21 protein-coding genes are annotated in these 23,236 nt (G+C 74.1%); 13 read left to right on the forward strand and 8 right to left on the reverse strand.

Annotated features, from left to right (window positions below; translation table 11 throughout):
• The 4 genes from MNZ29_RS17940 to MNZ29_RS17955 form a co-directional block, all read right to left on the reverse strand.
• On the reverse strand, positions 1-772 hold a 772-nt coding region (locus tag MNZ29_RS17940), incomplete at its 3' end, for a TolC family protein (protein WP_242356173.1).
• Positions 773-877: 105 nt separating this feature from the next.
• On the reverse strand, positions 878-1,507 hold the full coding sequence (locus tag MNZ29_RS17945) for a hypothetical protein (RefSeq protein ID WP_242340235.1): 630 nt from the start codon (positions 1,505-1,507) through the stop codon (positions 878-880).
• Positions 1,494-2,132 carry a recombination-associated protein RdgC gene (gene rdgC / locus MNZ29_RS17950; protein ID WP_242340236.1) on the reverse strand — a complete coding sequence of 213 codons (639 nt, stop codon included), beginning with the start codon at positions 2,130-2,132 and terminating at the stop codon, positions 1,494-1,496. Before rdgC ends, MNZ29_RS17945 begins: the two co-directional genes overlap by 14 nt.
• Positions 2,133-2,190: 58 nt before the next feature.
• Positions 2,191-3,189 (reverse strand): sigma-54-dependent Fis family transcriptional regulator, encoded by a 999-nt coding sequence (locus tag MNZ29_RS17955; protein WP_242340237.1) that lies wholly within the window; start codon positions 3,187-3,189, stop codon positions 2,191-2,193.
• A 118-nt stretch (positions 3,190-3,307) separates the two neighbouring features.
• Between MNZ29_RS17955 and ric the strand changes: the two genes are divergently transcribed.
• Together ric and MNZ29_RS17965 are read left to right on the forward strand one after the other, a co-directional pair.
• Complete coding sequence (gene ric, locus MNZ29_RS17960; protein ID WP_242340238.1) at positions 3,308-4,006, forward strand: iron-sulfur cluster repair di-iron protein; 699 nt, start codon at positions 3,308-3,310, stop codon at positions 4,004-4,006.
• Positions 4,000-4,494: a hemerythrin domain-containing protein gene (locus MNZ29_RS17965; protein ID WP_242340239.1), complete on the forward strand. Its 495-nt coding sequence runs from the start codon at positions 4,000-4,002 to the stop codon at positions 4,492-4,494. Before ric ends, MNZ29_RS17965 begins: the two co-directional genes overlap by 7 nt.
• Here MNZ29_RS17965 and rnk read toward each other — a convergent pair.
• Entirely contained in the window at positions 4,471-4,890 is a 420-nt protein-coding gene (rnk, locus tag MNZ29_RS17970) for a nucleoside diphosphate kinase regulator (RefSeq protein WP_242340240.1), read from the reverse strand. The genes MNZ29_RS17965 and rnk overlap by 24 nt on opposite strands.
• A gap of 446 nt (positions 4,891-5,336) precedes the next feature.
• Between rnk and MNZ29_RS17975 the strand changes: the two genes are divergently transcribed.
• The 8 genes from MNZ29_RS17975 to MNZ29_RS18010 all read left to right on the forward strand — a co-directional run bounded on the left by MNZ29_RS17975 (position 5,337) and on the right by MNZ29_RS18010 (position 16,311).
• The gene (locus MNZ29_RS17975; RefSeq protein ID WP_242356175.1) at positions 5,337-6,269 is read left to right on the forward strand and encodes an aldo/keto reductase family protein; all 933 of its coding nucleotides are present in this window, start codon (positions 5,337-5,339) and stop codon (positions 6,267-6,269) included.
• A gap of 388 nt (positions 6,270-6,657) precedes the next feature.
• On the forward strand, positions 6,658-10,722 hold the full coding sequence (locus MNZ29_RS17980) for a hypothetical protein (protein WP_242340242.1): 4,065 nt from the start codon (positions 6,658-6,660) through the stop codon (positions 10,720-10,722).
• Positions 10,723-10,987: 265 nt separating this feature from the next.
• Complete coding sequence (locus MNZ29_RS17985) at positions 10,988-11,740, forward strand: ABC transporter ATP-binding protein (protein WP_242340243.1); 753 nt, start codon at positions 10,988-10,990, stop codon at positions 11,738-11,740.
• The gene (locus MNZ29_RS17990) at positions 11,737-12,453 is read left to right on the forward strand and encodes an ABC transporter ATP-binding protein (RefSeq protein ID WP_242340244.1); all 717 of its coding nucleotides are present in this window, start codon (positions 11,737-11,739) and stop codon (positions 12,451-12,453) included. Before MNZ29_RS17985 ends, MNZ29_RS17990 begins: the two co-directional genes overlap by 4 nt.
• A 26-nt stretch (positions 12,454-12,479) precedes the next feature.
• Positions 12,480-13,715: an ABC transporter substrate-binding protein gene (locus MNZ29_RS17995; protein ID WP_242340245.1), complete on the forward strand. Its 1,236-nt coding sequence runs from the start codon at positions 12,480-12,482 to the stop codon at positions 13,713-13,715.
• Positions 13,716-13,724: 9 nt separating this feature from the next.
• Positions 13,725-14,588, forward strand: a complete 864-nt coding sequence (locus tag MNZ29_RS18000; protein WP_242356177.1) for a branched-chain amino acid ABC transporter permease — start codon at positions 13,725-13,727, stop codon at positions 14,586-14,588.
• Entirely contained in the window at positions 14,585-15,529 is a 945-nt protein-coding gene (locus tag MNZ29_RS18005; RefSeq protein ID WP_242340247.1) for a branched-chain amino acid ABC transporter permease, read from the forward strand. Before MNZ29_RS18000 ends, MNZ29_RS18005 begins: the two co-directional genes overlap by 4 nt.
• Positions 15,526-16,311 carry a 3-hydroxybutyrate dehydrogenase gene (locus MNZ29_RS18010; RefSeq protein WP_242356179.1) on the forward strand — a complete coding sequence of 262 codons (786 nt, stop codon included), beginning with the start codon at positions 15,526-15,528 and terminating at the stop codon, positions 16,309-16,311. Before MNZ29_RS18005 ends, MNZ29_RS18010 begins: the two co-directional genes overlap by 4 nt.
• Before the next feature lie 71 nt (positions 16,312-16,382).
• Here MNZ29_RS18010 and MNZ29_RS18015 read toward each other — a convergent pair whose 3' ends face one another.
• The 3 genes from MNZ29_RS18015 to MNZ29_RS18025 are packed head-to-tail and all read right to left on the reverse strand — an operon-like array spanning position 16,383 to position 19,654.
• Positions 16,383-17,438, reverse strand: coding sequence for an HlyD family secretion protein (locus MNZ29_RS18015; protein ID WP_242356181.1), 1,056 nt, complete (start codon positions 17,436-17,438; stop codon positions 16,383-16,385).
• 3 nt (positions 17,439-17,441) lie between these two features.
• Positions 17,442-19,055, reverse strand: coding sequence for a DHA2 family efflux MFS transporter permease subunit (locus MNZ29_RS18020; protein ID WP_242340250.1), 1,614 nt, complete (start codon positions 19,053-19,055; stop codon positions 17,442-17,444).
• Positions 19,052-19,654, reverse strand: coding sequence for a TetR/AcrR family transcriptional regulator (locus tag MNZ29_RS18025; protein ID WP_242356183.1), 603 nt, complete (start codon positions 19,652-19,654; stop codon positions 19,052-19,054). The genes MNZ29_RS18020 and MNZ29_RS18025 overlap by 4 nt, the downstream gene beginning before the upstream one ends.
• Before the next feature lie 292 nt (positions 19,655-19,946).
• Between MNZ29_RS18025 and MNZ29_RS18030 the strand changes: the two genes are divergently transcribed.
• From MNZ29_RS18030 to MNZ29_RS18040, 3 genes are read left to right on the forward strand one after another with little or no spacing between them, the layout of a single operon-like run.
• Entirely contained in the window at positions 19,947-20,183 is a 237-nt protein-coding gene (locus MNZ29_RS18030) for a hypothetical protein (RefSeq protein WP_242356185.1), read from the forward strand.
• A gap of 8 nt (positions 20,184-20,191) precedes the next feature.
• A complete protein-coding gene (locus MNZ29_RS18035; RefSeq protein WP_242356187.1) occupies positions 20,192-21,319 on the forward strand; it encodes a glycosyltransferase family 4 protein in 1,128 nt (375 codons plus the stop codon).
• A gap of 53 nt (positions 21,320-21,372) precedes the next feature.
• The gene (locus MNZ29_RS18040) at positions 21,373-23,157 is read left to right on the forward strand and encodes a lysylphosphatidylglycerol synthase domain-containing protein (protein ID WP_242356189.1); all 1,785 of its coding nucleotides are present in this window, start codon (positions 21,373-21,375) and stop codon (positions 23,155-23,157) included.
• The last annotated feature ends 79 nt before the right edge of the window (positions 23,158-23,236 follow it).

A 23,236-nucleotide genomic window follows, 5' to 3' on the forward strand; every position in this document is an offset into this window, starting at 1 on the left:
GCGGCGGCAGGGCCGCGACGGGGGTCGCGAGCTCGGCCGTCCCGACCGCGTCGCCGGCCACGAGCGCGAGCCCGGAGCGGGCGGAGGCGCGACGCTGGAGCGCGGCGGCGCGCTCGGCCTCCGCCTGGGCGCGGAACGCGGAGGCGCGGGCGAGGTCCGCGTCGAGCGCGAGCCCCTGCGCGTTCCGCTGGCGCACGAAGCGCTCGGTCTCCTTCGCCTGCGCGAGGAGGTCCTCGGCGTAGCGGACGCCCTCCTCCGCGACCTGCGCGCCGAAGTAGGCCTCCACGACGGCGGCGGCGGTCTCGAGGCGGCGGCGCTCGTGGCTCGCCGCCTCGGCGCCGGCCATGGCGCCGGCGGCGCGCGAGCCCGCCGCCACGCGGCCCCCGGTGAAGACCGGGAGGTTGAGGGCGGCGCTCGCCCCCCAGCCCCCCACCGCGTCGGGGTGGTTGAGCCGCGCGGGATCGAAGTCCGCCTGGCCGATGCGAGCCTGGTCGAGCTTCAGCCCGAAGGCCATCATCGGCTCGTCGGTGCGGACGCCGCGGCCGGAGAGCGAGAGCGTCGGGAGGTGTCCGGCGCGGGCGCGCGCCGCCTCCGCGCGCGCGGCCTCCACCTGGGCGGACGAGGCCTTGAGGCCGGCGTTCTCCTGCCAGGCGGCGCGGATCGCCTCCTGGATGGTGACGGGCGATGCCCCGGCGGCGCCGGCGGGGAGCGCCGCGAGCGCGGCGAGCGCCGCGAGGGCGAGCCCCTTCCACGTGAGCGGATGTCTTTTCACAGGCGATGCGAGCCGTCATCGCGTGAAAAGTTTCGGCAGCGAGCTCGTCTTCTTGCCGATGGGGCGTCGGCGAACCGCTTCGACCGGCGACGGCTCTAGGCGAGGCTAGGCCTCCTCGCCCGCGCGCATCCACGTCTTGAGTGTCGCAACCCGCTTGCGCCAGGTGCGGCTCGTGCGGACGTCCAGGAAGGCGCCGGTGAGCGCGTCCACGATCGCGGAGAGCCGCTCGGCGAGCTCGAGCCGCTCGAGCAGCCGATCGTCCTCCTCCTCGGTGAGGAGCTCGGGCAGCTTCGCGGCGCGCACGTCCAGGAACTCGGCGTCGAGCGTCGCCTCGTACACCCGCTCCGCGTGCTCGAGCCGCACGCGCGCCTGGTGCACGAGCAGGCCGGCGTCGAGCGCGCGGCGAACCTGGGCCGAGTACGGCGCGAGCGCGCCCCGCGCCACGAGCTCGGTCACGTCGCCCGCGATGCCGCGGAGCGTGAGCCGGCCGACGAAGACGACCGTCACCCCCGCCCCGTCGAGCTCGATCACGGGCTCCGTCGACTCCGAGCGCCACAGGAGCCACGTCAGCAGCTCGCGCCCGAGGTACGTGCGGCCGCGCAGGAGCTGCTCGCGCGCCTTGTCCTTCTCGACCTCGGCCTCGTCGCGGCGCTCCTCCTCGGTGGGGAGCCCGTCCACGCCCGCGGCGCCGCGCTGGAAGGCCGCGTCGGTCCGCGCCTGCTCACGCCTCGACATCGCTCACCTCCCGCCGCGACGACTCGAGGCCCACGAGCTCCGGCGTCGGCGCGAGCGCGGCGTCCGGGGTCCCTGCCCTGGCGGCGAGCGCGGCCGGGGTGAGCGGCGCGAGCTTCACCTCGAGGGCGGTCTCGAGCGCGGCCACGACCTCGTCCACCGCCTTGCGGGAGGCGGCCCAGATCTGCACCTGGCCGGCCTTCAGGTTCAGGCTGACGTCGTGGACGTGCGAGCTGGGGGTCGCGCGCTGGCGGAGCAGGTGGCGCACCGCCTCCTTGCGCTCGGCCTTCTCGCGCTTCGCCGGCGGGCGGCCGTGCTCCTTCTCGAACGCCACGCGCCAGCGCTCCAGCTCGACGCGCAGCGCCGCGGCCGGCACCTTGAGCGTGTCGACGCGGAAGGCGAAGAGCGCGTACTCGCCCTGGATGATCGAGGCGAAGGAGGTCGCGTCCTGATCCTCCAGCTCCACGAAGCCTGCGGCGCGCTCCTCGTCGCCCTTGGCGGGATCGAGCGGCTCGAAGGCGCCCGAGGCGAGCCCCTTCGCGAGCCAGCGCCGGGTGTCTGAGGGAGGCTTCTTGCCCGGCTCCCACCGGAACCGGGCGAACGTGACGGCACCACCGAGGACGGGCATGGGCCGCGCAACATGAGCGAGTCCCGGCCCGCCGTCAAGGCAGGCGGGCCCTCGGCCTCTACCGCTCGCCCTCGCGGTACGCCCGCAGCTTCCGCCAGAGCGTGTTCCGGCCGATGCCGAGCGCGCGCGCCGCCTCGACCTGAGAGCCGCCGCACGCCTCGAGGACCCGCAGCACGTGCTCGCGCTCGACCTCGGCGAGCGTGCGCGCCGGCGACTCCGCGCGGGCGGCGGGGCGCAGGAGCTCCTCGGGCAGGTGCTCGGGCCGGATCTCGCCGCCGCGGGCGAGCACCGCCGCGTGGCGCATCACGTTCTGGAGCTCGCGGACGTTGCCAGGCCACGCGTAGGCGAGGAGCAGCCGCTCGGCGTCCGGCGCGAGGCCCGCGGGAGGGCGCCGCTCCGCCGAGAGGAACTGGCGCGCGAGGGGGAGGACGTCCTCGCGCCGCTCGCGCAGGGGGGGCAGCCGGAGCACGAGCACCTTGAGGCGGTAGTAGAGATCCTCGCGGAAGCGGCCCTCCGCCACGCGCTGGGGGAGGTCGCGGTGCGTCGCGCAGACGATCCGGACGTCCACCCCGAACGCGCGCGTGTCGCCCACGCGCCGGATCTCGCCGTCCTCGAGCGCCCGCAGGAGCTTGGCCTGGAGGACGAGCGGCATCTCGGCGATCTCGTCGAGGAAGAGCGTCCCACCGTCGGCCGCCTCGAAGAGCCCCTCCTTCTCGGCGGTCGCGCCGGTGAACGCGCCGCGCACGTGCCCGAACAGCTCCGACTCGAGCAGCTCCGCCGGAAGGGCCGCCACGTTCACCGGCACGAACGGCCGGGCGCCGCGCGGGCTCGCGGCGTGGAGGGCGCGCGCGACGACCTCCTTCCCGGTGCCGCTCTCGCCGAGCACCACCACCGGCGCGTCGGAGTCCGCGAAGTCGTGGGCGCGACGGAGGGCCGCCTGCATGGCGGGACCCTCGGCGACGAGGTGGGCCGTGCGCGCGATGCGCGGGACGACGGTGTCGAGCCCGCAGACCTCGCAGGCGTCGTGCACGTGGAGCGGCGGCAGGGAGCGTTCCATGGTGTTCCAATCCGGTGCTTAACGGCGCCCGCGACGCCCCACAACCGCGCGATCGGCGAGCGTTCCCGCGCGGCACGCCGCGTGCTCCTCGGGAGCCCCGAAAGGAAACACGACCGAAATGCCCCACCTCGACCGCAGCGCCACCGTCGCCCAGATCGTCGCCGACCACGCCGTCGCCGCCCGCGTCTTCCAGAAGCACCAGATCGACTTCTGCTGCCACGGGAACGTCACCCTCCCGGAGGCCTGCGCGGGCCGGGAGCTCGACCCCGACGCGGTGTTCGCGGAGCTCGAGGCAGCCCTCCCGGCGAGCGGCGAGGCCTCGCTCGAGGCGGACCCCCGCTCGCTCCCGGTCCCCGCGCTCGTGGCTCACATCGTCTCGCACCACCACGCCTACCTGAGGCGGGCGATCCCGTTCATCGCCCCCCTCGCGGACAAGGTCGCCCGCGTCCACGGGCCGAGGAACGAGAAGCTCGAGGAGCTTCGCCTCACCTTCGCGGAGCTGGCGGACGCCCTCGAGCCGCACCTCGACGACGAGGAGCAGGTGCTCTTCCCGGCGCTCATGTCGCGCAGCCCGGACCCGGCGCTCGTCCGCCGCGAGCTCGAGCGCATGTACGAGGAGCACGTCGCGGTCGGGACGCTGCTCGCGCGGATGCGGGCGCTCGCCGACGGGTACGCGACGCCGGAGTGGGCCTGCTCCTCCTATCGGGTCCTCATGAGCGAGCTCGAGGCGCTCGAGGGCGACGTGCTCCGCCACGTCCACCTCGAGAACCACGTCCTCATGCCGCGGTTCGTCGCGGCGCGGGGAGCCCGGTGCTGAGCACGTCGCCCCCGGCGGTCACCGCTCCGCTCCGCGCGCAGCGCGCCCGCCTGCGCGAGACCCTGGCGGCGATAGACCATCGCGTCGGCGCGCTCGCCGGCCTGGAGGTGGACGCCGCCGTCGCCGAGATGCGCGCCGTCGTGAGCGCGCTCGACGCGTGCCTCAGGCCGCACCTCGCCTGGGAGGAGCGCACCCTGCACCCCGTCGTGGACAAGTACGCCTGCGAGGGCCCCGCCGCGTTCAGCGCGTCGATGCGCTACGAGCACGACATCATCCACCGCTGGAGCGCGGAGCTCGCGCGGCGGGCGGGTGGCGACCCGCGCGCCTTCGTCCGGCACGCGGATCGCCTGCTCGGGGTCGTGCTCGCGCACTTCGAGCTCGAGGAGCACGTCCTCTTCCCGATCCTCGATCGCACGCTCGGCGGCGACGCGTACCGCGCGCAGATCGGCGACCCGCCGGAGGGCTCAGGCCGAGGCGGGAGCCGCTGACGCCTGGGCGGGCTGCGCGACCGAGAGGATGCGGAGCCGCGCGACGCGCCCGTCCGGCAGTGGCCAGGCGATGTCGTCGCCGACGGCGAGCCCGAGCAGGGCCGCGCCGATGGGCGCGAGCACCGAGATGCGGCCCGAGGAGGCGTCGGCGTCCCGCGGGTAGACGAGCACGACCTCGCGACGCACCCCCGTCGCCTCGTCCACGAACGCGACGCGCGCGTCGAGCGTGACGACGTCGGGCGGCGCGACCTCCACCGGGATCGCGCGGTCGAGCTCGGCGTCGAGCTGCTCGGCGGCGGCGGCGTCGCGGCTCGCGAGGTGCTGGTCGACGAGCGCGCGCAGGCGGTCGAGATCGGCGCGGAGGACGTGGATGGGCTTGCGGACGGGCGCGGACATGACGGCTCCTTCGGAGGTCGCCCGCGCGGCCAGCGCGGGGGCGACGGGGGGTGGCTTGGATCCGGCGCGTGACGCGCCGGTCGGGGGACGCTGCCGGGGTGGCGCCTCGCCCTCGCTACAGCGGGGAGCGCGAGGCGCGGGCGAGGAGGCAGGCCGTCTCGCGAGCGCGCGCCGAGCCCGGCGCGCGCGGGGCCACCTGCCGCCGCGGCTGCGGGTGCGCGGAAGGGCGCGGGCGATGGCAGGCGATGGACGACATGCACCCGCTCGTCTAGCGGCGGGCGGGCGGCGCGTCAAGGCGCGGAGGCTCGCCGCTCCATCGGGTCGCGGGCCTCGCGGTCACGATGCGTGCGTCGGCCCGCTCCGCGTCGTATTCATGGCTCGGAACGCTCTGCGCCGCGCCCGCGTGGGCGCCCGCGCAGGAGCCGCCCGGCAACGGAGGGGAACCGATGGAGTACCGCAAGCTCGGCAACAGCGACCTCGTCGTGTCGGAGATCTCGCTCGGCTCGTGGCTCACCTACGGCGGCGGCGTGGCGCGCGCGGAGGCGGAGGGCTGCGTCCGCGCCGCCTTCGAGGCGGGCATCAACTTCATCGACACCGCCAACGTCTACTCCGGCGGGCGGGCGGAGGAGCTCCTCGGGGAGGTGCTCCGGGGCGTGCCGCGCGACTCCTACGTCCTCGCGACGAAGCTCTACTTTCCCATGTCCGAGACGGACCGCGGCCTGTCCGCCGCGCAGATCCGCAAGCAGCTCGACGCCTCGCTCCGGCGCCTCCGCCTCGACCACGTCGACCTGTACCAGTGCCACCGCTACGACCCGGAGACCCCGCTCGAGGAGACGATGGCGGCGCTCACCGAGGCGGTGCGGCAGGGCAAGACCCGCTACCTGGGGTTCTCGGAGTGGAGCGCGGACCAGGTCCGCGCGGCGCTGGCGCTCCCCGGCGAGCGCTTCGTGTCGAGCCAGCCGCAGTACTCGATCCTCTGGCGCGAGCCGGAGGCGGAGATCTTCCCGCTGTGCGCGGCGAACGGGATCGGCCAGATCGTCTGGTCCCCGCTCGCGCAGGGGATCCTCACCGGGAAGTACGCGCCCGGCGCCGCCGTCCCCCCCGGCTCGCGCGCGGCGAGCGCGACGATGGGCACCTTCATCCAGCGGCGGCTCGAGGACCGCGTCCTGGAGGGCGTGCAGCGGCTCCGGCCGATCGCGGCCGAGCTCGGGATCACGCTCTCCCAGCTCGCGCTCGCGTGGGTGCTCCGACGTCGGGAGGTCTCGTCCGCGATCATCGGCGCCTCGCGGCCCGAGCAGGTGACGGAGAACGCGAGGGCGTCCGGCGTGAAGCTCGCGCCCGAGGTGCTGCGGCGCATCGACGAGGCGTTCTCCGGCTAGGTCCGAGCTTCGCGACGCGTGAACCTCGCGCGGCCGTCCGGCCTGCGCGCTCGAGACGTTCGGTGTAAATCACCCAGCGTGAATCCACGTCCCCGGAGCGGCCCGCCGCGGCGCCGCGGCGTGACGCGCGCGTCGGCCCGTTCTCGTGCGGATCCGGACGCTCCCGGCGTTCACTAAAGGTTGCTGGGCGATATCACCCACGCGGATTTGCCTCTCAGCAACCACGCGGCGACCCGGCACTCTTCCCTTACGGTCGCAGGTCACGTTAGACTCACCCCGTTCGGGATCAGGACATGTCGTGAATTGTCCACTTAGGGTGCGCCGTCACCGACAAGGGATCACCCAAACCGGGGATCTCGGTCGGCGCTCCGAAAGGGAGGAGTGCGTCATGAGGGGGAAGCTCTCGCTGCTGTCGCTGCTGTGGGTGGTCGCGCTGCTCGCGTGCAACGGCGCGGGCGACCCGGCACCCGCCGCGCTGGAATCGACCGATTTCGCCGTGGTGAACCAGACGGGCGCGGACGTGTTCCCGCCTCCCACCGGCTCCCAGGCCGCGCCCGCCGCCGCGTCCGACGGGACGAACCACCTCGTGGTCTGGTCCGACGCGCGGGGCGGCACCGGCCAGGATCTGTACGGCGCGCGGGTGAGCAAGGCCGGCGTCGTGCTCGGCTCCGCGCCGATCGTCATCTCCGCGGCCGCCGGCGACCAGGTCGAGGCGAGCGTGGCGTTCGACGGGGCGAACTACCTCGTGGTCTGGCAGGACTCGCGCGGCGCCACCGGGCGCGACGTCTACGGCGCGCGCGTCACGCCGGACGGAACGGTCCTGGATCCGGGCGGCATCCCGATCAGCACCGCGCTCGATCATCAGGTCGAGCCCGCGGTGGCCTTCGACGGCACGAGCTACCTCGTGGTCTGGGAGGACCGCCGGACCGGCTTCGGCGACGTGCGCGGCGCGCGCGTCGCACCGGACGGCACGGTCCTCGCCACGGACCTCGTCATCTCCGGGGCGCCGCTGCACCAGACGCAGCCCGCCGTCGCGTGCGCGACCGGCACCTGCCTCGTGGCGTGGCGCGACGGCCGCGCGGGTAGACCTGACGTGTACGGCGCGCGCGTGGCCGGTTCCACCGTGACGGACCCCGACGGCCTGCCGATCTCGCTGGCGGGCAGCAGCCAGGGCCGCCCGGCGATCGCCTCGGACGGGAGCGGCTTCCTCGTGGCCTGGAACGACACGCGCTCGGGGACGAGCGACGTGTTCGGCAGCCGCGTCAGCGCGTCCGGCCAAGTGCTCGACGCGTCCGGCCTCGCGATCGCCGCCGCGGCGGACGCACAGCAGACGCCGGACGTCGGCTTCGAGGGGGCGTACTACGTGGTCGCGTGGCACGACCGCCGCAGCGGCACCGCGTTCGACGTCTACGCGGCTCGCGTCACGAGCGCAGGCGCGGTGATCGACCCCTCGGGCTTCCTCGTCGGGACGGGCACGGGTGGGGTCACGACCTCCGTCTCCTCCGACCGCGCGGGCCGCGTGCTCGTCGCGTTCGACGCCCTGCTGGCCGTCGACCCCCTCACCACCGTCTCGCGCGTCCGGACGCAGGCGATCACGGTCCGCGCGGAGCTCACGGCCTCGCTCATCGGGAACGGCTCGGGGTCCGTCGTCTCCGAGCCGGCGGGCGTCGACTGCGGCGCGACCTGCGCCGCGATGTTCGACGCGCCCACGGTGGTCACCCTCACGCCCTCGGCGGCGGCCGGCTCGGCGTTCGTCGGGTGGTCCGGCGCCTGCGCCGAGGCGGGGCTCGGGCCCTGCACGCTGACGGTGGACGAGTCTCGCCTCGCCATCGCGAAGTTCTCTCCGCTGTACGCGCTCACCGTCACGCGGGCGGGGGCCGGGACCGGGGACGTCACCTCGGATCCGGCCGGCATCGCCTGCGGCGCGACCTGCGCGGCGGACCTCGTCGAGGGCACGGTCGTGACGCTCTCCGCCACGCCCAGCGCCACCTCCGTGTTCGCGGGCTGGTCCGGCGCCTGCTCGGGGACGGGGACCTGCGTCGTCCCGATGAGCGCCGCGCAGTCGGTCACCGCGACGTTCGTCCCGGGCTACAAGCTCACCGTGTCCAACATCGGCGGAGCGACCGGCACGGTGAGCGGCGGCGCCACCGGTCCCGTGGGGACGGGCACGATCGCGTGCACCACCGGCTCCACCACGGGCTGCACCGCGCTCGTGGCGAGCGGTGACTCCGTCACCCTGCGCGCCGCGCCGGGCACGGACGCCGTGTTCAAGGGCTGGACCGGCGGGTGCACGGGTCTCGGCGACTGCACGCTCACGATGAGCGCCGCGAAGACGGTGACCGCCAGCTTCCAGCCCTCGACCTACACGGTGAAGGTGAGCAGCTCCGGCGGCGGCGTCGGCACCATCACCGGTGAGGGCATCTCCTGCACCACGGGCTCCACCACCGGCTGCTCCGCGGTGGTGGCCAACACGACGCCGTCCACGGTGCTGACCCTGACCGCCACGCCCGACGCGAGCTCGGTGTTCAAGAGCTGGAGCGGGTGCACGAGCTCGTCCGGCAACACGTGCTCCGTCACCGTCTCCTCCGCGAAGAACGTGAACGCGGTGATCCAGCCGAGCACGTATCCCCTCACCGTCACGACCTCCGGCTCCGGCGGCGCGGGCGGGACGGTCACGGGCCCCGGGCTGAGCTGCACGACGGGCTCCACGGCGGGCTGCTCGGCCATCGTCGGGAACGGCGACACCGTCATCCTCACGGCGGCGCCCGACGCGACGTCCGTGTTCAAGCGCTGGAGCGGGTGCACGACCTACGACGGCGCCACCTGCACCGTCACCATGACGGGCGCCAAGACCGCCACGGCCTACTTCGAGCCCGCCCAGTACAAGCTCACCGTGACGACGTCCGGGACGAACGCCGGCGGCACCGTCACGGGCGCCGGGCTCGCCTGCACCACGGGATCCACGGACGGCTGCTCCGCCATGATCGCGAACGGCGCGACGGTGACGCTCACCGCCACGCCCGACGCGAGCTCGATCTTCAGGCGGTGGAGCGGGTGCGCCACCTCGGACGGCGCCACCTGCACCGTCACCATGACGAGCGCCAAGACCGCCACGGCCTACTTCGAGCCGGCCCAGTACAAGCTCTCGGTCGCGGTCTCGGGCGTCTCGGGCGCGAGCGGCTCCGTGAGCGGTCCTGGCATCGCGTGCCAGCCTGGCGCGACGGATGGCTGCTCGACGATGGTGGCCAACGGCGCCACCGTCACGCTCGTCGCCGAGCCCGCCGCCGGCTCCATCTTCAAGAGCTGGGCCGGGTGCACGAGCGTCGACGGCGCGACCTGCTCGGTCTCCATGACGAGCGCGAAGACCGCGACCGCGACGTTCCAGCCGAGCGAGTACCCGCTCACCGTCTCCATCTCGAACATGTACGGCTCGAGCGGCAGCGTCAGCGGCCCGGGCATCACCTGCACGCCGGGCGCGACGACGGGCTGCTCCACCTCGGTCGCGACGGGGACCACGATCACCCTCGTCGCGGAGCCCGCCGCCGGCTCGATCTTCAAGAGCTGGACGAACTGCACCTCCGTGAGCGGCACGAGCTGCAACGTCACCATGACGGCCGCGAAGACGGTGACGGCGACGTTCCAGCCGAGCGAGTTCCCGCTCACGGTCTCCATCACCGGCACGTCGGGCGCGAGCGGGTCGGTGAGCGGCCCGGGCATCAGCTGCACGCCCGGCGCGACGACCGGCTGCACCACCTCGGTCGCGAACGGCGACACGATCACGCTCGTCGCCGAGCCCGCCGCCGGCTCGCTCTTCAAGAGCTGGGCGAACTGCACCTCCGTGAGCGGCACGAGCTGCACGGTCACCATGGCGGCCGCGAAGACGGTGACCGCGTCGTTCATGCCGAGCGAGTACCCGCTCACCGTCACCGTCACGGGGACGTACGGCGCGAGCGGAACCGTGAGCGGGCCGGGGATCTCCTGCGCCCCCGGCGCGACGACGGGGTGCTCGACGACCGTCGCGAACGGCGCGACCGTCACGCTCCTCGCCGCGGCCGCCCCCGGCTCGATCTTCAAGAGCTGGTCGGGCTGCACGGCCGTCGACGGCGCGAGCTGCTCCGTCACCATGACGAGCGCGAAGACCGTGACCGCGACGTTCCAGCCCGCCACGTTCACGCTCACCGTGACGCCCACGGGGCTGGGGCACGGCACGGTGAGCGGGCCCGGCATCGCGTGCACGTCGGGCTCGCCCGACGGCTGCACGGCGGCGATCGACACCGGCACCACGGTGACGCTCTCCGCCTCGCCCAGCTCCACCTGCGACACCTTCGCGGGCTGGTCGGGCGGAGGGTGCATCGGGACGGGGACGTGCACCGTCACGATGACGGCGGCGAAGTCGGTGTCGGCGTCGTTCGGCACGACCGGCGCCACGCTCTGCTACCCCGTCGTGCCCTGACGGCGCGGTCGGGCCGGCTGCTGCCGGCCCGACCTTCACAGGACGGCGTGCATCGCGCGCGGGCCTCCGGGCCCGCGCGTTTTTTCTCGAGCGGGATCGCCGGAGAGGCTGCTGCGCGACTGCTCTAGACGCGCCGCGTCGCCGGGCCGCGCGCGGACCTCCTTCCTGCGGCCATCGAGAACCCTCCCCTCCCCCTGGGGCGTTTCGGCGCACCCCACAAGCTGTAAAGGTTCGCTCTCCACCTGGGTTCCACGCCGGAGGCCGGATGCCCGAGGAGACGATCCTCGAGACGCGCGACCTCGTGAAGGAGTTCGCCGGCTTCGTCGCCGTGAACGGCGTGTCGCTGCGCGTCGCGCGCGGCAGCATCCACGCGCTCATCGGCCCGAACGGTGCGGGCAAGACGACGGTCTTCAACCTCCTCACCCGGTTCCTCCCTGCGACGCGCGGCGCGATCCTGTTCAAGGGGGACGACGTCACGCACGCGCGGCCCGCCGAGGTGGCGCGGCGCGGCATCGTCCGGTCCTTCCAGATGTCCGCGGTGTTCCCGGCGCTCACCGCCCTCGAGAACGTGCGCGTCGCGCTGCAGCGTCCGCTCGGCACCTCCTTCCACTTCTGGCGCTCGGAGCGGACGCTGGACGCGCTCGAGGCGCGCGCCGTCGAGCTCCTCGCGGCGGTCGGGCTCGAGGCCGACCGCGACACCGTCGCGGTCGAGCTGCCCTACGGGCGCAAGCGCGCCCTCGAACTTGCGACCACGCTCGCCCTCGATCCGGAGCTGCTGCTCCTCGACGAGCCGACCCAGGGGATGGGCCACGAGGACGTGGGCCGCGTGGTCGCGCTCATCCGGCGCGTCGCGGCCGGTCGGACGGTGCTGCTCGTCGAGCACAACCTCTCGGTGGTGCAGGACCTCGCGCGGCGCGTGACGGTGCTCGCGCGCGGCGCGGTGCTCGCGGAGGGGAGCTACGACGAGGTCTCGCGCGATCCCGCCGTCCTCGAGGCGTACATCGGAGCGACCCCGTGATCGAGCCCGCGCGCCCCGAGCTCCTGCGCCTCGCGGGCCTCCACGCGTTCTACGGAGAGTCCCACGTGCTGCACGGCGTCGACTTCGCCGTGAGCGCGGGCGAGCTCGTCACGCTCCTCGGCAGGAACGGCTCCGGGCGCACGACCACCCTCAAGGCCATCCTGGGGCTCGTGGGGCGGCGCACGGGCTCGATCATGGTGAGCGGGCACGAGACCATCGGGCTGCCGACCCACCGCATCGTCCAGCTCGGCCTCGGGTTCTGCCCCGAGGAGCGCGGCATCTTCGCGAGCCTCACGGCGGAGGAGAACCTGACGCTCCCGCCGGTCGTCCGCTCGGGGGGCATGTCGCTCGAGGAGATCTACGAGATGTTCCCGAACCTCCGGGAGCGCCGGAGGAGCCCCGGCTCGCGGCTCTCCGGCGGAGAGCAGCAGATGCTCGCGATGGCCCGGATCCTCCGGACCGGGGCGCGGCTGCTCCTCCTCGACGAGATCACCGAGGGGCTCGCGCCCGTCATCGTGCAGGCCCTCGGGCGCGCCGTGCGCGCGCTCCGCGACCGCGGGTTCACGGTGATCCTGGTCGAGCAGAACTTCCGCTTCGTCGCCCCGCTCGCGGACCGTCACGTGCTGCTCGAGCGCGGGCGCGTGGTGGACACGATCACCCGGGACGAGCTCCCGGGAAAGCTGGAGTCGCTGCACCGCTTCCTGGGCGTCTAGCGCCGCCCAACCACGAAGGAGGGCACATGAGCCGGATCCCCCGAGTCGCCTGCTGCCTCGCCGCGCTGCTCGCGGCGCCCACCCTCGCCGCCGACAAGGTCTCGGACGGCGTCGTCAAGATCGGCGTCCTCACCGACATGACGGGCTACTACTCCGACCTCGCCGGCCCGGGCTCCGTGCTCGCCGCGCGGATGGCCATCGAGGACTTCGGCGGCAAGGTCCTCGGCAAGCCCGTCCAGCTCGTCTCGGCCGACCACCAGCTCAAGGCGGACGTCGCCTCCAACACCGCCCGCAAGTGGTTCGACCAGGAGCAGGTGGACGTGATCGCCGACCTGGTCTCGTCGTCCACGGCGGGCGCGGTCATGCCCGTCGCCGCGGAGAAGAAGCGCATCACCCTGCTCTCCGGCCCGGGCACGACCGCGTTCACCGGCGAGAAGTGCACCGCCTACAACGTCCACTGGACGTACAACAACTGGGCGCTCGCGAACGGCACGGGGCGCGAGGTGGTGCGCCAGGGCGGCGACACCTGGTACTTCGTCACGGCCGACTACATCTTCGGCCGCTCGCTCGAGGAGGACACCACGAAGGTGGTGAAGGCCGCGGGCGGCAAGGTGCTCGGGTTCGCCCGGCACCCCTCGCCGGGCACGACCGACTTCTCGAGCTACCTGCTGCAGGCGCAGTCGTCCGGCGCGAAGATCGTCGGCCTCGCGAACGCCGGCGCCGACACCGTGAACTGCATCAAGCAGGCGAACGAGTTCGGCGTCACGCCCAAGCAGAGCCTCGCGGGCCTGCTCGTCTTCATCACCGACGTCCACAGCCTCGGGCTCGACACCGCGAAGGGCATGTACCTCACCACCGCGTTCTACTGGGACATGAACGACGAGACGCGCAAGTGGTCGGAGCGCTTCTTCGCTAAGCACAAGAAGATGCCGACCATGGTCCAGGCGGGCGTGTACTCGTCGGTCATGCACTACCTGAAGGCGGTGCAGGCGGCGGGCACCGACGACGCGGACGCGGTGATGGCGAAGATGAAGGCCACGCCGGTGAACGACTTCTTCGCCAAGAACGCGCGCATCGGGCCCGACGGGCTCCTCCGCCACGACATGTACCTCGCCCGCGTGAAGGCGCCGGGCGCGTCCAAGAAGCCTTGGGACTACTACGAGATCGTGAAGACGATCCCGGCCGCCGAGGCGTTCCCGACCGTCGAGCAGCAGGCCTGCCCGCTCGCGAAGTCCGCCTCGCCCGCGGTGATGAAGAAGTAGCGTCGCGCGATGCAGGCGCTCTTCGGGCAGCTCCTCGTCGGCCTCATCAACGGGTCGTTCTACGCGCTCCTGTCGCTGGGGCTCGCGATCATCTTCGGGCTGCTCAACGTCGTGAACTTCGCGCACGGCGCGCAGTACATGATGGGCGCCTTCGCCGCGTGGATGGCGACGACGTACCTCGGGGTCGGCTACTTCTGGGCGCTCCTGCTCGTGCCCGCGGCGATGGGCCTCGTGGGCGTCGCCGTGGAGCGGCTGCTCCTGCGGAGGCTGTACGGGCTCGACAACCTGTACGGCCTCCTCCTCACCTTCGGCCTCACGCTCATCGCCGAGGGCCTGTTCCACCAGGCCTACGGGAACTCCGGGAGCACCTACCCGGTGCCCGCCGCCCTCCGGGGCGGCGTGAACCTCGGGTTCATGTACCTGCCCCTCTACCGGGCCTGGGTGGTGGTCGTGTCCGTCGTCGTGTGCGCGGCGAGCTGGTTCGTCATCGAGCGGACCAAGCTCGGCGCGTACCTGCGGGCGGGCACGGAGAACCCGAGGCTCCTGCAGGCCTTCGGCGTCAACGTGCCGCTCATGTTCACGCTCACCTACGGCTTCGGCGTGGCGCTCGCGGCCTTCGCCGGGGTGATGGCGGCGCCGGTCTACCAGGTGACCCCGCTCATGGGGAGCTCGGTCATCATGGTGGTGTTCGCGGTGGTCGTGATCGGCGGCATGGGCTCCATCGCGGGCTCGATCTTCACCGGCATCGGCATCGGGCTCGTGGAGGGGCTCACGCGCTACCTCTACCCGGAGGCCTCGAGCGTGGTCGTGTTCGTGGTGATGGCGCTCGTCCTGCTCGTCCGCCCGGCCGGGCTGTTCGGGAGGCAGCGATGAGCGGCCGCGCGCTGCGGGCCTGGGCGTGGGCGGCGATGGTGCTCGTGGGCCTCGCCGCGCCGTACCTCGTCTACCCGGTCTTCGCGATGAACGTGCTCTGCCTCGCTCTGTTCGCGAGCGCGTTCAACCTCCTGCTCGGCTACGCCGGGCTCCTCTCCTTCGGCCACGCGGCGTTCCTCGGCTCCGCGGCCTACGTCACGGGGATCACGCTGCGCACCTGGGGGCTGCCGACGGAGCTCGGCGTCCTCGCGGGCACCGCGGTCGCGACCCTGCTCGGGCTCGTGTTCGGTGCCCTGGCGATCCGGCGCTCCGGGATCTACTTCGCGATGATCACGCTCGGCTTCGCGCAGCTCGTCTACTTCCTCGTCGTCCAGCTGCCCTGGACCGGGGGCGAGGACGGGCTGCAGGGGATCCCCCGCGGCAAGGCGCTCGGCGTCCTCGCGCTCGACGGGCCGATCACGACCTACTACTTCGTCTACGCGGCGTTCCTCGCCGGCTTCTGGCTCATCCAGCGGGCCATCCACTCGCCCTTCGGCCACGTGCTCCGCGCGATCCGCGAGAACGAGCCGCGGGCGCTGTCGCTCGGCTACGACGTCGCGCGCTACAAGCTGCTCGCGTTCGTCCTCTCGGCCGCCCTCTCGGGCCTCGCAGGGTCGCTCAAGGCGGTCGTGCTCCAGTTCGCGTCGCTCTCCGACGTCCACTGGCACCGCTCCGGCGAGGTCGTGCTCATGACGCTGCTCGGCGGCATGGGGACGGTGCTGGGTCCGTCGGTCGGAGCGCTGCTCGTCGTCACCCTCGAGAACTACCTCGCCGACGTGGGATCGTGGGTGACGGTCATCACCGGCGCGGTGTTCGTTGCGTGCGTGCTCGCGTTCCGGCGCGGCATCGTCGGCGAGGTGCGCGCGCTGGTGCGCCGCTCGTTCATCGGAGGGAAGCCATGACGGTGGAGATCCAGGGACGCATCGCGGTGGTGACCGGCGCCGCGAGCGGCATCGGGCTCGAGATCGCGACACAGCTCGCGCAGGCGGGCGCGCGCGTGACGCTCGCGGACCTGAACGGCCCCGCCGCCGCCGCGGCGGCGGGCGCGATCGCCGAGGGCGGCTTCGCGGTGCGCGGGGTCGCCTGCGACGTGACGAGCGAGGCGGAGGTGAGCGCCGTCCTCGAGGAGGTGGTCGCCGAGGACGGGCGCCTCGACGTGCTCGTGAACAACGCGGGGCTGCAGCACGTCGCGCCCATCGAGGAGTTCCCCACCGAGCGCTTCGAGCTGCTCCTGCGCGTGATGCTCGTCGCGCCGTTCCTCGCGACGAAGCACGCCTTCCCGGTGATGAAGCGCCAGGGCTTCGGCCGGATCCTGAACATCGCGTCGGTGAACGGCCTCGTCGGCTTCGCGGGAAAGTCCGCCTACAACAGCGCGAAGCACGGCCTCATCGGGCTCACGAAGGTCGCGGCCCTCGAGGGCGCCCCGCACGGCATCACCGTGAACGCCCTCTGCCCGGGCTACGTGGAGACCCCCCTCGTCCGGAACCAGCTGGCGGACCTCGCCCGCACGCGCGGCGTGCCGCTCGAGCGCGTCCTCGAGGAGGTCATCTACCCCCTCGTGCCGCTCAGGCGGCTGCTCACTCCGCGCGAGGTGGCCGACTACGCGCTGTTCCTCACGAGCGACGGCGCCGCGGGCATCACCGGGGCGGCCGCGGTGATCGACGGAGGGTACACGGCGCAGTAGGACCGGCGACCCTCGACCCCGACCTCGACCCCGCCCCCCGCGGACGCGACCACGCCCGCCTCCGCCTCCCCTCAGCGCGTGTGGACCGTCACGACCGCGGAGAGGCCCGCGCGGAGCGAGAGGTCCGGCGGAGGAGACACCCAGGCGATCCGGACGGGCACGCGCTCGACGACCTTCACGAAGTTGCCGGAGGCGTTGTCCGGCGGGAGCAGCGCGAAGCGCGCGCCGGTGCCGCCGGAGATGCTCTCGACTCGCCCCTCGATCGTCCGGCCCGAGTAGGCGTCCACCTCGACCTCCACCTTCTGCCCGGGGCGGAGCGCGCCGGTCTGCGTCTCCTTGAAGTTCGCGACGACGTAGGTGCGATCCGGCACGAGCTGCCCCAGCACCTGTCCGGGCGCCACGATCTGGCCGACGCGCGCGCCGAGCCGCGAGACGACGCCGTCGGCGGGAGCGCGGACCTCCGTGTAGCCGAGCTGGAGCTTCGCGAGCGCGAGCGCGGCCTCGGCGCTCTTCTCGCGCGCCTGGGCGAGCTCGGCGTTCGCGAGCGCGGCGGCGTACTGCGCGCGGTTCGCGCCGGCGCCCGCACGCGCGGTCTCGCTCGACACGCGCGTCGCGTCGTACTGGCTCGCCGCGATGGCCTCGCCCTTCTTGAGCTCGTCGGCCCGCCGCAGGTCCGACAGGGCCTTCTCCGCCTCGGCCTCCCCGCGGGTGACGGTGGCCCGGGCGGCGCCCACCTGGGCGTCGGCGGCCTGACCCTGGGCGCGCGCGGTCGCGAGCTCCGCCTCGGCCTGCCGGACGCGCAGCTCGTAGTCGGCGGGGTCGAGCCGCAGGATGGGCTGGCCCGCCTTCACCGGGGCGTCGTCCTTCACGAGCAGCTCGGCGACGGGACCGCCGACGCGCGCCGCGAGGGCGACCACGTCCGCCTCGACCTGCGCGTCGTCCGTCACCTCGTCCCCGCGGTGCAGGTACTCCCAGCCGGCGAACCCGCCGAGGACCAGGAGCGCCACGGCGGCGCCGCCCAGGATCACGCGGCGCCGCGATCGCCCCGGAGCGGGCGCGGCGGCCGCCGGGGGAGGCGCCGCGGGGAGCGGCCTGACCTCGTGGAGCTTCGGATCGGAAGGGGTCATCTTCTACATCTCCATCTCGACGTGCACCGGCTCGCCGGAGCCACGCCTGGCCTTGAGGAAGAAGAGCAGCGGCAGGACGCAGAGGAAGAGGAGGCCGGTGAGGAGCAGCACCTTCTCGAAGGACAGCACCATCGCCTGCCGCCGGACGATGCCGTCGAGGGCGCGGAGCGCGGCCTCGCGCGCGGCGACCGGGTCGAAGCCGCGCTGCTGGAACCCCGCCGCGAGCTGCGCGAGGCGCGACTGCACCTCGGGCCGGTCCACCGTGAGGTGGCTCGCGACGGCGGCGCGCGCGTGGACGCCGTAGCGGGAGAGCAAGGTCGCGAACACCGCGAGGCCCATCGAGGCGCCCACCTGGCGGAGCAGCGAGTTCAGGCCCGTCGCGTCCGCGAGCCGCATGCGCGGGACGTTCGACAGCGCGACCGTGGTGAGGGGCACGAACAGGAAGCTGAACCCCACGCCCTGGACCAGGATCGCGTGGGTGATGCCCGCGGCGGAGGTGGCCAGCGTCACGTGCGACACCGCGAAGGCGCCGTAGGCGACGAGGAGCACCCCGATCGCGATGAGGAGCCGCGCCGACACCTTGCCGTAGAGCCGCCCCACGATCGGCGTCACCGCCATCATGACGAGCACGCGGGGCATGAGCGCGAGCCCCGACTGCATCGCGGTGAACCCGAGCAGCTCCTGCATGAAGAGCGGCAGGAGGAACATGCTCGCCATGAGGATCGAGAACATCACCGCGCCGATCAGGGTCCCGGAGGTGAAGACCGGATCCTTGAAGAGGCGGAGGTTCACGGCGGGGGCCTTCGCGGTGAGCTCGCGCCACACGAACAGCGCGAGGCCGACGACCGCCACCGCCGCGGCGGCGACGATGAGCCCGGACTGGAACCAGTCCTCCTGCTGGCCCTCCTCGAGGAAGAACTGCAGGGCGGCGAGGCCGACGGCGAGGAGCGCGATGCCGAGCCAGTCGAGGTTCCGCCGCTGCTCGGCCGCCGCGGCGGCGTTCGCGGCGCGGATGTCCTCCGGCTCCTGCACGAACTGCCAGACCATGAACAGGCCGAGCGCGCCGACGGGCAGGTTGATGAAGAAGATCCACGACCAGTGATAGTTGTCGACGATGTAGCCGCCCAGCGTCGGGCCGATCGCGGGGCCGACCATCACGGCCATCCCGAAGAGCGCCATCGCCATTCCCTGCTCCTTCGGCGGGAAGGTCTGGCGCAGGATGGCCTGCTCGGTGGGCTGCAGCGCCCCCGCCCCGAGCCCCTGGAGCGCGCGGAACAGGACGAGCTCGGGGAGGCTCGAGGCGACGCCGCACAGCGCCGACCCGGCGAGGAAGAGCACGAGGCTCGCCAGGTACACGCGCTTCTGGCCGAAGAGCCGGCCGAGGAACGCCGTGAGGGGCATCACGATGACCGTCGCGATGACGAAGCCGGTCGTGATCCAGGTGATCTCCTGGACCGTCGCCCCGACGGCCCCGCGGATCTGCGGCAGCGCGACGTTCACGATCGACGAGTCGATCGCGCCCATGAGCGTCCCGAACGTCACCGAGACGGTCACGAGCCACTTGTTCGGCACCGGCCGGGCGGCGGCCATCGGCGCGGAGAGCGTGGCGGTGCTCACCGGCGTGCTCCCTCCAGGAAGAGCTCGAGCAGCGCGGCCGCCGCGCGATCGAAGGGTGCGTGCTCCTCGATGGTGCGGGTGAGCACGATCCGGACCATGCCCACGAAGGCGAGCGCGAACACGCCGGCCTCGTCCTTCCGGAGCTCTCCGGACGCGATCGCCCGCCGGACGACGGCCTCGACCCGCGCCGTGAGCTCGTCGCCGAGCCGCGCCGGCCGCGCCCGCGCCGGCCCCTCGCCCGCCTGCACGAGCACGGTGAGGAACGGCCCATGGGCCGCCGCGTGCTCGCTGACGGCCTCGAGGTAGGCGCGGAGCTGGGTCGCGACCGGCTCGCCCCTCACGGCCGCGATCGCCGCGTCGACGCGGGCGAGCAGCCGCTCGCGCCGCGAGCGCGCGAGCGCGCCGAGCAGCGCCTCGCGATCCGCGAAGTGGTTGTAGAGGGTGCCCACCGCGACGCCGGCCCGAGCGGCGATCCGCTCCATGCGCGCGGCGTGCAGCCCCTCGCCCGCGAACTCCTGCTCCGCCGCCTCGAGGATGGCGCGGCTGGTCTCCTCGCGGAGGCGGTCGCGCAGGCGGGGGTGGACTGAGGAGCGGGTCATTCGATGAATCTCCGTTCAACTTATGAACCCGACTTAATCCGATTTGTCGCAGGCGTCAACCGGCGCGCGCGTTCCCGCACGCGGTGGACTGCTCGCCAGGAGCCCGCGCCCCCTCCGGGCAGCGGCGGCGTCCCTCGTCGGGGAGAATCTCCCCGCCGCGGGCGCGAACCGTCCCCGTTCTCCCCGACCCCGACCGCTCGGGCGGGGCCACGCCGCTCGATCGGCCGCAACCCACTCGGCCGGCTTCTCCGTGACGTGCCGGCGCGAGCGCCACATCTTACGCTCGGTGACCATGTCACCCGCCGATCCTCGAGCCCCTGCCCCGCCGCCGCGCTCGCGGCGCTGGGCGCGCGCGCGCGTCGTCCGCGCGGTCGCCCGCGTCGCGTGGATGGACGTCGTCGCCTTCCTGGGAGCGAGCGCCGCGATGCTCCCGATCCTCCGGCGCCGGCGCCCGCTCGGCCGCGAGCTGCACCCGGGCGACGCGGTCGCCCCGACGCCGCCCACCGACCGCCGCGCCTCGCAGGCCTGAGCCCCCGAATGCGCATCGGCATCGTCACCGAGTACTACTACCCGAGCATCGGCGGCGTTCAGGAGCACGTCCACCACTTCGCCCGCGAGGCGCGCCGCCTCGGCCACGTCGCGCGCATCGTCACGAGCGAGATGCCGGATCTCGCCGCGGCCGGCGCCGCCGGCGGCCCGGGCGTCGCCGAGGCACCGGACGTGCTGCGCGTGGGGCGGAGCGTCCCGCTGTACCTGAACGGCGGCTTCGGACGCGTGTCCGTCGGCTATGGCCTCTCCCGGACGGTGCGCGAGACGCTCGAGCGGGAGCGGTTCGACGTCGTGCACGTGCACTGCCCGCTCACCCCGGTCCTCCCCTGGCTCGCGATCCACCACGCGCGCTGCCCGGTGGTCGGGACCTTCCACACGAACTTCCGCCCCGGCCGCGCCTGGGCGCTCACGCAGCTCTGGCAGCGCCGCTACCTCGAGCGGCTCGACGCGGCCGTCGCGGTGTCCCACGCGGCGGCAGGGCCGTACGAGCAGCGGCTGCGCGCCAGCTTCCGCATCATCCCGAACGGCGTGGACACGGAGCGCTTCGGCTCGGGCCAGCGGCTCGAACGCTTCGACGACGGACGCCTCAACGTGCTCTGGGTGGGGCGGCTCGAGCCGCGCAACGGCCTCGACGTGATGATCGAGGCGTTCGCCCTCCTCCGCCGCTCCTTGCCCGCGCGGCTCCTCGTCGTCGGGGACGGTCCGCTCCGCGGCCGCTACGAGGACCGGGTCCCGCCGGAGCTCCGCGACGAGATCGTGTTCGCGGGCGTCTCCCGTGACGACCGGCCGGACTGGTACGCGACCGCGGACGTCTACTGCGCGCCCACCCGCATCGCGTCGTTCGGGGTGACGCTCCTCGAGGCGATGAGCGCCGGGAAGCCCGTCCTGGCGTCGGACATCGCCGGCTTCCGGGAGGTCATGCAGCACGAGCGCGAGGGAGAGCTCCTCCCGCCGGCCGACCCGGCGGCGTGGGCGCGCGCGCTCGCGCGGCTCGCGTCGGACCGCGCGCTCGCGGCGGCCTACGGTGCGCGCGGCAAGCTCACCGCGACGCGGTACGCGTGGCCGCGGGTGGCGCGCCAGGTGCTCGAGCTGTACCGCGCGGTCGGCGCGGCCTGAGCGGCACCTCGGGTGATCGCGCGCGCCGTCGTATAGGATTCTCCGGGGACCCGATGCCGCTCCGCAAGCAGGCCCTCCTCGCGGTCGCCGTCGCCGCGCTCGCCGCCCTCCTCGGCGGCGCCGCGCTCCTCGCCGTGCGCGGCAGCCCATTTGCGGGGCTCGGGCTCGCGGCGGTCACCCTCGCGCTCGCCGCGGCCGCCGCCGACGCGCTGTGGCCGTCGTTCGATCCCGGCGGGACGAGCCTGCGCGCCGGGCGCCGCGATCGCCCCGAGGTCGCCCTCACCTTCGACGATGGGCCGGGGCCGGACACGGGCGCGGTGCTCGACGCCCTCGACCGCGCCGGCGTGAAGGCCACCTTCTTCGTGCTCGGCCGCGCCGCCGAGGCGGCCCCCGAGCTCGTGCGCGAGACGGCCCGGCGTGGGCACCTCGTCGCACAGCACGGCCACGGCCACGTGAAGCTCCACCTCGCGGGGCCGGCCACCCTCGCGGCGGAGCTCGACCGCGGCGCCGCCGCGATCCGCGCGGCGGGGGTCGAGCCGGCGCCGTTCTTCCGCGCGCCGCACGGCTTCAAGTCGGCGCTGCTCCGCCGGGCCCTGCGGAGACGCGGCCTCGTGCTCGTCGCGTGGACGCGCGGCGTCTGGGACACGGAGCGGCCGGGCGCCGCGGCGATCGCGGATCGCGCCTGCGCCCGGATGCGCGGCGGCGAGATCCTGCTGCTCCACGACGGCGCCGGCGAGGCGGCCGGCGAGCGCGACCCCGCGCCGGCGCGACGCCGGGAGCAGACGGCCGAGGCGATCCCCGAGCTCGTCCGCCGCTGGCGCGCCGCGGGGTTTCGCTTCGTGACGCTCGACCGGCTCGAGCGATCTCCGCGCGCCGCGGGCGGTGGCCTCGCCGCGCGGCTCGGCGGGCTCGCCGTCCTGGCCCTCCTGGTGACGCTCGGGCTGCGTCACGCCGACGTCCGGGGCGTCGCGCGCGCGCTCGCCGGCGCCGACCCGGCGCTGCTCCTCGCGGCGGCGCTCGCGAACGTGGGCGGGCTCGCGGCGCAGGCGCTGCGCTGGCACGTGCTCGTCCGTCCCGTGGCGCCACGCGCGACCTACGGCGCGAGCTTCCGCGCCCTCGTCGGCGGCTACGCGCTCGGCCTCGTGCTGCCGGCGCGCGCCGCCGACCCCGCCCGCGCCCACCTGCACGCGCGCGCGAGCGGGAGCCCCACCGCCACGCTCCTCGCCACCGTCGGCCTCGATCACCTCACCGCCTCGTTCGCCTTCCTGGGCGGGCTCGGGCTCTTCGGCCTGTTCGCGCCCCTGCCCGGCTGGGCTCGCTCCGCCGCGTGGTCCACCCTCGCCGTCGCGACCGCCGCCGCCGCCCTCGCGGCGCTCCTGGCGCGGCGCGAGGGGGCCGCCGCGCACGCGGGGTGGCTCGCCCGGACCTGGGCGCGCCTGAGGAGCGGCCTCACGGCGGCGGGCGACCCGCGCGTCGTCGCGAGATCGCTCGCCGCCGCGCTCCTCGGCTGGACGGCGGAGACGCTCGTCGCGCTCCTCTGCCTCCCCGCGCTGCACATGCCCGCCTCGCTCACGGTGGCGGTGCTCATGGTGGTGGCGACGACGCTCTCCTCGGCGGTGTCGGTCTCGCCGGGGAACGCCGGCGTCTTCGAGCTCGCGGCCGTCGTCGCGCTGGAGGCGCTCGGCGTCGACCGGGAGCTCGCCCTCGCCTACGCGCTCGGCTTCCACCTCGTGCACGTCGTGCCTGTGGCCTTGCTCGGGGTCGCGTTCGCCGCCCGAGGCGGGACGCGCGACCTCATGGGCACGCCGGCGGGCGCGCCGCCGGACGAGGCCCGCTGACTCGCCGCGGCGGCGAGGCGAGGACGGCCGCGCCCCACCGCCGCGCCCGCGGCTCACGCGTGCGCGCGCGCCTCCTCCG

It is taken from the genome of Anaeromyxobacter sp. SG64 (genome assembly GCF_022690745.1).
In the GTDB taxonomy this organism is placed as follows: domain Bacteria; phylum Myxococcota; class Myxococcia; order Myxococcales; family Anaeromyxobacteraceae; genus Anaeromyxobacter; species Anaeromyxobacter soli.